Origin of the sequence: Gordonia sp. 135, assembly GCF_009720185.1 — a bacterium.
GTDB classification, from domain to species: Bacteria; Actinomycetota; Actinomycetes; order Mycobacteriales; family Mycobacteriaceae; genus Gordonia; species Gordonia alkanivorans.
Window position 1 is genome coordinate 2,329,932 of the sequence record NZ_CP046257.1, and the last position, 11,528, is coordinate 2,341,459.

The 11,528-nt window shown below is 68.6% G+C and carries 13 protein-coding genes; 8 read left to right on the top strand and 5 right to left on the bottom strand.

Annotated features, from left to right (window positions below):
- Positions 1–3 precede the first annotated feature (3 nt).
- The 3 genes from gndA to GKZ92_RS10470 form a co-directional block, all read right to left on the bottom strand.
- The gene (gene gndA / locus GKZ92_RS10460; RefSeq protein WP_006360915.1) at positions 4–1,461 is read right to left on the bottom strand and encodes an NADP-dependent phosphogluconate dehydrogenase; all 1,458 of its coding nucleotides are present in this window, start codon (positions 1,459–1,461) and stop codon (positions 4–6) included.
- 96 nt (positions 1,462–1,557) lie between these two features.
- The gene (locus GKZ92_RS10465) at positions 1,558–2,508 is read right to left on the bottom strand and encodes a M56 family metallopeptidase (protein ID WP_006360916.1); all 951 of its coding nucleotides are present in this window, start codon (positions 2,506–2,508) and stop codon (positions 1,558–1,560) included.
- A 47-nt stretch (positions 2,509–2,555) separates the two neighbouring features.
- Entirely contained in the window at positions 2,556–2,954 is a 399-nt protein-coding gene (locus GKZ92_RS10470; protein WP_006360917.1) for a BlaI/MecI/CopY family transcriptional regulator, read from the bottom strand.
- 320 nt (positions 2,955–3,274) lie between these two features.
- Between GKZ92_RS10470 and GKZ92_RS10475 the strand changes: the two genes are divergently transcribed.
- The 7 genes from GKZ92_RS10475 to GKZ92_RS10505 all read left to right on the top strand — a co-directional run bounded on the left by GKZ92_RS10475 (position 3,275) and on the right by GKZ92_RS10505 (position 8,495).
- The gene (locus tag GKZ92_RS10475) at positions 3,275–3,697 is read left to right on the top strand and encodes a PaaI family thioesterase (RefSeq protein WP_006360918.1); all 423 of its coding nucleotides are present in this window, start codon (positions 3,275–3,277) and stop codon (positions 3,695–3,697) included.
- A 185-nt stretch (positions 3,698–3,882) separates the two neighbouring features.
- Positions 3,883–4,185: an urease subunit gamma gene (locus GKZ92_RS10480; protein WP_006360919.1), complete on the top strand. Its 303-nt coding sequence runs from the start codon at positions 3,883–3,885 to the stop codon at positions 4,183–4,185.
- Between the two features lie 45 nt (positions 4,186–4,230).
- Positions 4,231–4,620: an urease subunit beta gene (locus GKZ92_RS10485; RefSeq protein ID WP_006360920.1), complete on the top strand. Its 390-nt coding sequence runs from the start codon at positions 4,231–4,233 to the stop codon at positions 4,618–4,620.
- Position 4,621: 1 nt separating this feature from the next.
- Complete coding sequence (locus GKZ92_RS10490) at positions 4,622–6,340, top strand: urease subunit alpha (protein ID WP_006360921.1); 1,719 nt, start codon at positions 4,622–4,624, stop codon at positions 6,338–6,340.
- A complete protein-coding gene (locus GKZ92_RS10495) occupies positions 6,340–7,014 on the top strand; it encodes an urease accessory protein UreF (RefSeq protein WP_040004408.1) in 675 nt (224 codons plus the stop codon). The genes GKZ92_RS10490 and GKZ92_RS10495 overlap by 1 nt, the downstream gene beginning before the upstream one ends.
- 48 nt (positions 7,015–7,062) lie before the next feature.
- Positions 7,063–7,749: an urease accessory protein UreG gene (gene ureG, locus GKZ92_RS10500; RefSeq protein WP_006360923.1), complete on the top strand. Its 687-nt coding sequence runs from the start codon at positions 7,063–7,065 to the stop codon at positions 7,747–7,749.
- A gap of 2 nt (positions 7,750–7,751) precedes the next feature.
- The gene (locus GKZ92_RS10505; RefSeq protein WP_155225234.1) at positions 7,752–8,495 is read left to right on the top strand and encodes an urease accessory protein UreD; all 744 of its coding nucleotides are present in this window, start codon (positions 7,752–7,754) and stop codon (positions 8,493–8,495) included.
- Between the two features lie 36 nt (positions 8,496–8,531).
- Here GKZ92_RS10505 and GKZ92_RS10510 read toward each other — a convergent pair whose 3' ends face one another.
- Together GKZ92_RS10510 and GKZ92_RS10515 are read right to left on the bottom strand one after the other, a co-directional pair.
- On the bottom strand, positions 8,532–10,055 hold the full coding sequence (locus GKZ92_RS10510) for an NAD(P)/FAD-dependent oxidoreductase (protein WP_155225235.1): 1,524 nt from the start codon (positions 10,053–10,055) through the stop codon (positions 8,532–8,534).
- Between the two features lie 216 nt (positions 10,056–10,271).
- Entirely contained in the window at positions 10,272–10,880 is a 609-nt protein-coding gene (locus tag GKZ92_RS10515; RefSeq protein WP_006360926.1) for a GNAT family N-acetyltransferase, read from the bottom strand.
- Positions 10,881–11,047: 167 nt separating this feature from the next.
- Between GKZ92_RS10515 and GKZ92_RS10520 the strand changes: the two genes are divergently transcribed.
- Positions 11,048–11,524, top strand: a complete 477-nt coding sequence (locus GKZ92_RS10520; protein ID WP_006360927.1) for an acyl-CoA thioesterase — start codon at positions 11,048–11,050, stop codon at positions 11,522–11,524.
- Positions 11,525–11,528: the final 4 nt, after the last annotated feature.

An 11,528-nucleotide genomic window follows, 5' to 3' on the forward strand; every position in this document is an offset into this window, starting at 1 on the left:
CTCCTATTCGGTCACTTCCGAGCGGTCGCCGCTCCACAGCGTGTGGAAGGTGCCTTCCTTGTCCACGCGCTTGTAGGTGTGGGCGCCGAAGAAGTCGCGCAGGCCCTGGGTGAGGGCGGCCGGCAGGCGCTCGGCGCGCAGGGCGTCGTAGTACGACAGCGACGAGGCGAAGGCCGGCACCGGGATGCCGAGCAGGGTGGCGGTGGCGACGACGCGGCGCCAGCTGTCGATGCCGACCTCGACCGCTTCGCGGAAGTAGGGGGCGAGGAGCAGGCTGGGCAGCTCGGGATCGTCGGCGTAGGCCTCGCGGATGCGGTTGAGGAACTGCGCGCGGATGATGCAGCCGCCGCGCCAGATGGTGGCAAGCGATCCGCGGTCGACGTTCCAACCGTATTCGGCGCTGCCGGCGGCGATCTGGTCGAAGCCCTGGGCGTAGGCGACGACCTTGGAGGCATACAGCGCGGTCTTGATGTCGGCGATGAACTGCGCCTTGTCGGTGGGCGCGTCCCCGAGGTTGCCCGACGACAGGCCGCGGGCGGCGACGCGCTGGTCGGTGGCGCTGGACAGGGCGCGGGCGAAGACGGCCTCGGCGATGCCGGTGGTCGGGATGCCCAGGTCGAGCGCGGACTTCACGGTCCAGCGGCCGGTGCCCTTCTGGCCGGCGGCGTCGACGATGACGTCGACGAGCGGCTTGCCGGTCTCGGCGTCGACCTGGCTGAGCACGTCGGCGGTGATCTCGATGAGGTAGCTCTCGAGTTCGGTCCCGTTCCACTCGCGGAAGACGTCGGCGATCTCGGCGACGGGCATGTCGAGGGCCTTGCGCATCAGGTCGTAGGCCTCGCCGATGAGCTGCATGTCGGCGTACTCGATGCCGTTGTGGACCATCTTGACGAAGTGGCCGCTGCCGTCGGGACCGATGTGGGTGCAGCAGGGTTCGCCGTCGACCTGGGCGGCGATCGACTCGAGCAGCGGGCCGAGTGATTTGTACGACTCGGCGGGTCCGCCGGGCATGATCGAGGGGCCGTTGAGGGCGCCTTCCTCACCACCGGAGATGCCGGCGCCGACGAAGTTCAGTCCACGCGCCGACATCGCCGCCTCGCGGCGGATGGTGTCGGTGTAGAGGGCGTTACCGCCGTCGATGATGATGTCGCCGGGCTCCATCGCGTCGGCGAGCTCGTTGATCACCGCGTCGGTGGCGTCGCCGGCCTTGACCATGATCAGCACGCGGCGCGGGCGCTCGAGTGCGGCGACGAACTCCGCGACCGTCTCGGTGCGGATGAAATTGCCGTCGCTGCCGTGGTTCTCGAGCAGTGCGTCGGTCTTGGCGATGCTGCGGTTGTGCAGCGCGACCGTGTACCCGTTGCGGGCGAAGTTACGCGCGATGTTCGAACCCATGACGGCCAGACCGGTGACGCCGATCTGAGCTTTCCCGGACGGTGACGATGCCTCGACGTTGTTCATGTCCGACAGCCTATTGCCTCACGATCCGATCCGGCGATCTGCCTCACCATTCGGGCCGCGCGCGGAAGGTGTTCAACCGGTCGGGGGTTGGCGGACTCAGAAAGCCGACATCAGGCGGTTGAGCTCGGTGAGCCAGGGGATCGCGACCGCGAGGGTCGGCAGCACCAGGATGACAGCGGCAGTCGCGTAGGCGCCGACCGCGATCCAGTGGGCGGGGCGGTCGTCGCGCAGGCGGTGGACGCGGGTGAGCGTGGTCGGCCCGCCGACCGCCATCGCACCGCGGGGGGCCACCGCGTCGGCGCAGGCGACGAGCGCGCGGCCGAGGGTCGTCGGTGCGGTGGCTCGGACGGCCTGGTCGTCGGCGAGCGCTTCGACGAGCAGTTCGGCGGCGCCGAGAGCGGACCTGGAACGGACGAACCGCGGGAAGGCCTCGTGCAGCGCGATGAAGGCCTCGAGCACGAGGTCGTGTCGGGCCCGTAGATGTGCGCGTTCGTGGGCGATGACGGCGATGAGCTCGTCGCGCGTCAGTCGGTGGACGACACCCTCGCTGACGACGACGCGCTGGCGCAGACCGGGGAGGCAGTAGGCGAGCGGCTGCTCGACGTCGATCATGCGGACGTCGCGGGCGTAGAGGGGGTCATCGGCGTCGGTCCGGTCGCAGCGATCGAGGATGTCGATCAGCTGGCGGTGGGCCTTGCGACGGGCGCGGGTGCGCAGTCCGACGCGGATGGTCGTGTAGAAGAGGCGGGCGCCGACCAGCAGGGTGAGGATGAAGACGCCCACGCAGGTCAGCCACAGGGGGAGGCCGAGGCGGTCGATCTCGCGGAGCGGATGCGTCGTCGGCGTGCCGTCGGCCCCGATCACCAGGAGGTTGGCGGCGATCGCCAGGCCACAGCTGAACGCCGACAACACGGCGGCGAGTGCGATGGCCTGCCACAGCGTCATCGCCGCGCGTGGCGCTCGGATCGGCCACTGCGCCCGAGATAATGCCTCGGGTACGGGTCCGGCGAGCACCAGGCTGACGATGCCGAAGAGCAGGGCGGTCATCCGGTGGGCTTCCTCAGGGGTGGGCTGTTGGGGGTTGTGCCGCGAATCTAACCGGTGTCGCGGGTTCCTCGGGCGGCTTCGAGTTCATCGAGAGCGTGGCGGAGCGCCGCGGCTTCGTCGGCACCGACCCGTCCGACGAACGAGACGAGGGCTGCGTGCCGCGATCCGGGCGCGTCGGCCTCGCTGAGTGCGTCGACCATCAGACTCGCGACCAGGTCCTCGCGGGGGTGGGTGGGGACGTACTTGTGTGCGCGGTCGTCGCGGATCTGTGTCACCAGGTTCTTCTTCGCGAGACGCTGCAGAACGGTCATGACCGTCGTGTAGGCGAGGGATCGATCCTGGGACAGTTCGGCATGCACCTGCCGGACGGTCTTCGGTTCGGAGCCCGCCCACAACGTGTCCATCACCGCGCGCTCGAGGTCGCCTAGCCCATTCATCTTTCGCATTTTACTGCTGTGCCTTCCGTTGTGCGCCCTCGGCTCACGTCTTCATCTGGTTGTCGCGTCCGCGGAGGCGATTTCGCCTTTCACGTGGCCTTACGCCCGAGCCCTTGACACGTTGGTAAGGCTAGCCTACATTAAGTGTCACGTCGGACCGCGCGAGAGTCCTGAGGGCTGCAGAGACCCCCGGTTCACGTCACGGAGGGCCCCGCATCTCATCGAGGTGCGGGGCCTTCCGCTTTCACTGGACAGACAACGCCGGGGCCGGCATCGGTGTTCCCGGGTCGGTATCGCGAACGCCGGACGGCCGTGCCAATGTTGACGCCATGACTGCGAACAGTGCGGACGAGATCCTCCGGAACTCCTTCGGCAAGGGACTCGACGGCGTGCTCGGACTCGAGGTCGTCGAGGCGGGTCCGGATCGGATCGTCGCCACCATGGAGATCACCGAGAGTCACCATCAGCCGTTCGGGATCGTCCACGGCGGCGTCTACTGCGCGATCGGTGAGAGCGTGGCGAGCATGAGCGGATTCATCTGGCTGCAGGAGACCGGCATCGGCGGTCACGCGGTCGGCGTCAACAACAACACCGACTTCCTCAAGTCCGTCAGCGCCGGCACGGTCACCGCGACGTCGACGCCGATCCACCGCGGTCGGCGTCAGCAGCTGTGGGCCGTCGACATGGTTGATCAGGATGGCACGCTGCTCGCCAGGACCCAGGTGCGACTCCAGAACATCGAAGCCCGGTAACCGGTCGGAGCTCGTCTCGCGAATCCCGGTCCGAGCGGTCACGGTCTCACCGCCGGAGTACTGATCTCGCGATCACCGGCGAACCCGGTGGCCGTCGGCGAGCCGAGGCCTCCTCGGCGTGGCAGGATGTCTCCACTGCCATCAACGACGACCACCCGGTCGGCCATCTGCGAGGAGCGAACTCGGTGCGACTGTCGCCGCATGAACAAGAACGGCTGTTGATCTCGTATGCGGCCGAGCTCGCGCGACGGCGGCAGGCGCGCGGCCTGAAGCTCAATCACCCCGAGGCGGTCGCGCTCATCACCGATCATGTTCTGGAGGGGGCCCGCGACGGTAGGTCGGTGGCCGAGCTCATGACCTCCGGTCGTGAGGTGCTCGGACGCGACGACGTGATGGACGGCGTGCCCGAGATGCTGCACGACGTCCAGGTCGAGGCGACGTTCCCGGACGGCACCAAGCTGGTGACCGTCCACGACCCGATCGCCTGAACTCCGCTCCGCCAACCGATCTCCAGCTGTCGAAGAGAGGCCGAGATGTCGGCTACGCCACCCACTGCCACACGCTCCTCGCTCGTCCCGGGCGAGGTGATCCCCGCCGAGGGCACGATCGAGTTGAACGCCGGCGCGGACGTGGTCGAGTTGAGCGTCGTCAACTCCGGTGATCGCCCGGTGCAGGTCGGCAGCCACGTCCACTTCCCTCAGTCCAACGCCGCCCTCGACTTCGATCGCGCGCTCGCGCACGGACGGCGCCTCGACATCCCGGCCGGCACCGCCGTGCGGTTCGAGCCGGGGATCGAGATGACCGTGGGTCTCGTCCCGCTCGGGGGAACCCGTGAGGTGTACGGGATCTCGATGGATCCGCCGGGTGAATGCGGGCCGGTGGGCTCGCCGGCGCGCACGACCGACGCCGACGGGAGCAAGTGACATGGCGACACTCGGACGCGACCGCTACGCGCAGCTCTTCGGTCCGACGACCGGCGACCGGATCCGACTCGCCGACACCGATTTGCTCATCGAGGTCACCGACGACCTCTCGGGCGGACCCGGCCGTGCGGGCGAGGAGGCGGTCTTCGGCGGCGGCAAGGTGATCCGTGAGTCGATGGGCCAGAGCCGGGCGACCCGCGCCGACGGGGCGCCCGACACGATCATCACCGGCGTCGTCATTCTCGATCACTGGGGAATCATCAAGGCGGACCTGGGAATCCGCGGCGGACGCATCGTCGCGATGGGCAAGGCCGGCAACCCCGACACGATGGACGGCATCCACCCCGACCTCGTCATCGGACCGTCGACCGAGATCATCGCCGGCAACGGCAAGATCGTCACCGCCGGCGCCATCGACTGCCACGTGCACTTCATCTGCCCGCAGATCATGGACGAGGCACTCGGCAACGGCATCACGACGCTGATCGGCGGCGGTACCGGTCCGGCCGAGGGCAGCAAGGCGACCACCGTCACGCCGGGCGCCTGGCACCTCGCGTCGATCCTCGCCGCGACCGACCACTGGCCGATGAACATCGCCCTGCTGGGCAAGGGCAACACGGTCAGCGCCGCGGCCATGCACGAGCAGATCCGCGCGGGCGCTTCGGGTTTCAAGTTGCACGAGGACTGGGGGAGCACCCCCGCCGCGATCGACGCGTGCCTGCGGGTCGCCGACGAGACCGGGGTGCAGGTCGCACTCCACTCCGACACCCTGAACGAGGCGGGCTTCGTGGAGAGCACGCTCGGCGCGATCGCCGGCCGCAGCATCCACGCGTACCACACCGAAGGTGCCGGCGGCGGCCACGCGCCCGACATCATCACGGTCGCGGCATATCCCAATGTGCTTCCGTCGTCGACGAATCCGACGCGACCGCACACCGTGAACACCCTCGACGAACACCTCGACATGCTGATGGTGTGCCACCACCTCAACCCGACGGTGCCGGAGGACCTGGCCTTCGCGGAGAGCCGGATCCGGCCGTCGACCATCGCCGCCGAGGACCTGCTCCACGACCTCGGTGCGATCTCGATGATCGGCTCGGACTCGCAGGCGATGGGACGCATCGGCGAGGTGGTCCTGCGCACCTGGCAGACCGCACACGTCATGAAGCGCAAGCGCGGTGCGCTTCCTGGTGACGGTCGCGCCGACAACAACCGGGCCCGGCGGTACATCGCCAAGTACACGATCTGCCCGGCCGTCGCGCACGGCTTCGACGACGAGATCGGGTCAGTCGAGGTCGGCAAGCTGGCCGACCTGGTCCTCTGGGATCCGGCATTCTTCGGCGTCCGGCCCGATCTGGTGATCAAGGGCGGCGCGATCGCGTGGGCCGCGATGGGCGACGCGAACGCGTCGATCCCCACCCCGCAACCGGTCCTGCCTCGCCCGATGTTCGGTGCCGCACCGAAACTGGCGGCCGCGACATCGGTGAGTTTCGTCGCCCCCGGCGCGGACCCCGACCTCGCCGAACGGATCGGCGTCGATCGTCGTCTGGTCCCGGTCAAGAACACCCGAGGCGTCGGCAAGGCCGACATGGTGAACAACGACGCGTGCCCGACGATCGAGGTCGACCCCGACACGTTCACGGTGAAGGTCGACGGCGAGGTGTGGGATGCCGAACCGGTGTCCGAACTCCCGATGGCACAGCGGTATTTCCTGTTCTGATGTCCGACCGTCCGGAACCGCCGCCGTCCTCGCCCGCGCCCGCCCCGTTGGCGATGATGTTGTCGCTGGCGGACTCCCGGCTGCCGGTCGGCGGGCACGTGCACTCCGGTGGTGTCGAGCAGGCGATTGCCGACGGATTCATCCGTACGGCAGCCGATCTCGCCGACTTCCTGTACCGCCGCGTGACGACGAGCGGTCTCGTCGCGGCATCGGTCGCCGCCGCGGTCGCCGACGGCGTGATCGAAGTCGGCGCGGCGCAACGAGAGATGGACGCCCGCACCCCGTCGGCCGCGGCCCGGAAGGCCTCGCTCGCGCAGGGTCGCGGGATGGTCCGGCTCGCGCGCCGGATGTTCCCCGACCACGACTGGTCGGCGCATCGGCCGACGACACATCTGCCGGTGATCAGCGGATCGATCGGCGCGGCGTCGTCGCTGTCCGGATTCCACACCGCACTGGTCCTCGTGTACACGACGATGAGCGGGTCGGCGACCGCCGGCCAGCGCCTGCTCGCCCTGGACCCGGCGGATGTGTCGATCATGATCGCCGATCTCGGCGCCGAATGTGAACGCGTCGCGGCCGAGGCGGCGGTGGGCCTCGCCGATACGTCGGACCCGGTCCTCGACATCTTCGCCGAACGTCATGAGCGGCAACCGATGCCGCTCTTCATGTCCTGAACTACCCGCAGGTACCTGACTTGTGGGTCCGACCAAGAGGAGTCAACGATGCCCCCGCATCTCATCGACGGGCAGCCCCACAGCCACGACCACGACCGGCCCCGCCGGAAGCGTGAACCCGGTGAGGCGCTGCGCATCGGCGTCGGCGGTCCCGTCGGGTCCGGCAAGACCGCCCTCGTCGCGGCACTCTGCCGCCAGCTGCGCGACGAGCTGTCGGTGGCCGTGCTGACCAACGACATCTACACCACCGAGGATGCGGACTTCCTCCGCCGCAACGCGGTTCTGCCCGACGAGCGGATCACCGCCGTGCAGACCGGCGGATGCCCGCACACCGCGATCCGCGACGACATCACCGCGAACCTCGATGCCATCGACGACCTCGTCGAGGCGAACCCGCCGCTCGACCTCATTCTGGTCGAGTCCGGTGGTGACAACCTCACCGCGACGTTCTCGACGGGCCTCATCGACGTCCAGATCTTCGTGATCGACGTGGCCGGCGGCGACAAGGTCCCGCGCAAGGGCGGTCCGGGCGTCACCTTCTCGGATCTGCTGGTGATCAACAAGACCGATCTCGCCGAGCGCGTCAACGCCGACCTCGGGGTCATGCGTCGCGATGCCGACAAGGTTCGCGAGGGGCGTCCGACGGCGATGATCTCGCTGACCGACGATCCGGCGGCGACCGATGTGCTGGCCTGGGTGCGCGAGCAGCTCGCCGCGCCCGTGACGGCCAGGTAGCGATGCGCACCGACGTCGAGATCGTTGCGACCGCCGACCGCGGTGTGCGGCACCGCGCGACGGGTGGTCTCGCCGTCCGGGTGACCTCACCCGGCCACGCCCAGCTGATCGGCACCGCGGCCACACCGCTGGGTGGTGACGAGATCGTGGTCCGCATTCGCGTGGAGCCCGGAGCGCATCTGAGCGTCGGCAGTGTCGCCGCCACGATCGCCCTGCCCGCACGAGACCGCCTGGACTCCCGGGTGAGATGGGAGATCGAGGTGGGTGCGGGTGGCCGCCTGCGCCTCGATCCGCAACCGACGGTGGTCGCCGGCGGCGCGATCCACACCTCGGACATCGTCGCCGCCCTCGATCCGTCCGCGGTCCTCGATCTGTACGAACACGTCCAGATCGGCCGATCCGTGCAGATAGACGGGGCGACCACCACGGATCTCGACCGGATCGAGCGCGACCGCACCGGCGCCTGGACCGGAGGTCTACGGGTGACGGTCGGCGGAGAGGTGTGGCTGGCACATCGCGTGGCGCTGGGCGCGTCGACACCGGCCGCCGCGATCGGCCATCGTGCGATGAGCAGTGTCTTCCGCTATCCGGACGATCGCGCCGAGGACGTGCACCCGAGCGAGTTCGCGGCCCGCCTACGGCTGGTCGGCGAAGCGACCCTCACCAGTGCGCTCGGCTCGTCGGTGACGGCCACTCGCCGCCTCACCGATGCCCTCGACGCAACAGCGCTGGTCCCCAGCGGATAGGGAACCAGCGCTGTTGCGGGTCTGCCGGTCTCGGCGTCAGCTGGCCGCTTCGGACTGCTTGCCCACAGCGTCCTTGCCTTCTGTCGGTACCGATCCCGAGGCGTCGGTGGCCTTCGAGTCGACCGTTCCGGAGTCGGTCTCGGCGGCCTCGGCGTCGGGTCCGCCGCCGTTGCCTTCTGCGGCCTGCTTCTCCAGCGCCGACAACTGTCCGATCGCGGTGCGCGCGTACACCTGCTGTTCGGTGACGGCGAGCTGTGAACGGCCTCGGGTGGTGAAGGCGAAGAACCAGTTGATCAGTGTGTTCAGTCGGTTGCGGAACCCGACGAGGTACACGAGGTGCAGCGCGAGCCAGCCGAGCCACGCGAAGTAGCCCTCGGTCTCGAAGGGCTTCTTGAAGCCCGGGACCGGAACCTGCATCACCGCGGAGTACCGCGAGATGGTGGCCATCGAACCCTTGTCCCAGTAGCTGAACGGCTTGCGCTGGTCCGGCGTCTGGCCCTTCAGCTCGGCCTTGATCGCGTCCGCGGCGTAGCGGCCGCCCTGGATGGCGCCCTGCGCGACACCGGGCACGCCGTCGACGGCCATCATGTCGCCGACGACGAAGACCTCGGGGTGACCCGGGATCGTCAGATCCGGTCCGACCTTCACGCGGCCGGCGCGGTCGAGTTCGACGCCGGACTGTTCGGCGAGCTGCTGGCCGAGCGGGCTGGCCTGCACACCGGCCGACCACACCTTGCACTGCGACTCGATGCGACGGGTGGTGCCGTCCTTCTCCTTGACGACCAGGCCGTCGTAGTCGACGTCGACGACCATCGCGTTGAGCTGGATCTCCACGCCCATCTTCTCCAGGCGGGCTGCGGCCTTGCCGCCGAGCTTCGGCCCGAACGGCGGCAGCACTGCCGGGGCGGCGTCGAGGAGGATGACCCGCGCCTCGGTCGGATCGATGTTGCGGAACGCGCCCTTGAGGGTCTTGTCGCTCATCTCGGCGATCTGGCCGGCGAGCTCGACACCGGTCGGTCCCGCACCGACGACCACGAAGGTGAGCAGCTTGGCGCGCTCGGCGGGGTCGTGGGACAGCTCGGCCTGCTCGAAGGCGCCGAGGATACGGCCGCGCAGTTCGAGGGCGTGGTCGATGGTCTTCATACCCGGCGCGTACTCGGCGAAGTGGTCGTTGCCGAAGTACGACTGATCGGCGCCGGCCGCGACGATCAGGTCGTCGTACGGCGTGACCGTGATGCGCTCGAGGAGTCGCGAGGAGACCGTCTTGGCCTCGAGGTCGATGTCGAAGACGTCGCCCATGAGTACCGAGGTGTTCTTCTGCTTGCGCAGGACGACGCGGGTCGCCGGGGCGATCTCACCCTCGGCGACGATGCCCGTCGCAACCTGGTAGAGCATCGGCTGGAAGAGATGGTGGGTGGTCTTGGCGATCAGCGTCACGTCGACGTCGGCCTTCGCCAGACGCTGGGCGGCGAACAATCCGCCGAAGCCGGAGCCGATGATGACCACTTTCCTGCGGTCGGTGGCCGCTACAGCGGGGGCCTGGACGGCGGGGCTGCTCATCTCCAGACATCTCCTTCTCGCTCGATGGGGGACGGTTTGTGCTTCGGTACCGTGTGGATTCGTGTCGTGACGTGGCCGAACCACGTGACGGGGATCGAGGCAAAACCGTACTTGCCCACAACGGTAGTCAATGATGCGCGACCGGGCGCGACCAGGACGGCGTGGCGCGACGCCCTGAGCGCGGTCACGGCCGTGCGGACGGTGTCGCCACAGGGGTCAGGCTGTCAGATCGCTGGCCGATGACCAGCGCAGAGATCGTCGCTGCCACTCGGTCTTGAGGATCTGGTACTCGACCTCGTACCGGTCGGGACCGAGATGGAGCGGATGCGTGGGCATGCCTGCTCCAACGGTTTCCTCGCCCACGTGGATTCCCGACAGCGTCATGCCGAGTTTCTCCATGACGCGCCGCGAGGGCATGTTGCCCGCGACGGTGCCGGCGAAGACGCGTTCGGTGTCGAGATGGTCGAAGGCGAATGCCATCAGGGCGAATGCGGCCTCGGTGGCCAGGCCGCGTCCCCAGACCGTCCGGCGGATGCGGTAGCTGAGTTCGAGTTCGGGGCGTCGGCTGTGACGCGGAGTACGCAGCGACGCCCAGCCGAGGAATGCGTCGGTGGCGGGATCGCAGAGCACCCAGGTGCCGGTCCCGTACATCCGGCGCTCGGACTCGGCCCGGGGCACCACCCAGTCCTCGATGACCGCCCGGGGGGTCGGGGTGCCGCCGCTGACGAAACGCATGACCTCGGGATCGCTGTCGAGGTGGACGAGGTCGTCGATGTCCATCGCAGACACCGGGCGCAGACGTGCCCGTGCCGTGTCGATGTTCACCCGAGGCCCCTCACTGCCCGACTTGAGCCCGCGAATCGCGCGGACGCACCGTGGCGGAGACGCGGGCGGCGACTGCCTGCCTGCGCATCTCTGCCGTTTCCCCGGAGGCGAGTCTACGGTCTCGACACGGTCGGTACCGCAGTACGCAGCGGGCGTGTCCCGCCGTTATGGTTGCTGCCGTGGCCTCTGAACGATCTGCACCGGACTATGTCCTCGAGATCCCCGTCCATCTCCGATGGGGCGACATGGACATCAACAATCACATCAACAACGTGCAGATCTCCCGCCTCTTCGAGGAGGCGCGTGTGCGTTCCTTCCACGAGTGGATTCCCGACGGGCCGCGGAACTTCTCCTTCCTCGTGGCACGCCAGGACATCGAGTTCTCCGCACCCGTCCACTACTCGACCCACCCCGTGACCGTGCGTTCGTGCATCGGGCGGGTCGGTCGATCGTCGTTCACGATGGCGCTGCGCCTGTTCGACAAGGAGGGCGTCCTCTGCGCGACGGCGGAGACGACGCTGGTGGTCGTCGACCCGGCGGTGGGCCGGCCGACGCCGATTCCGGATCAGCTGCGGGAGGTCCTCCTCAACAGCCTGGGCGAACCGGTGAAGTTCCATTCGGCACGCGCGAACACCGCCGGCTGACCGA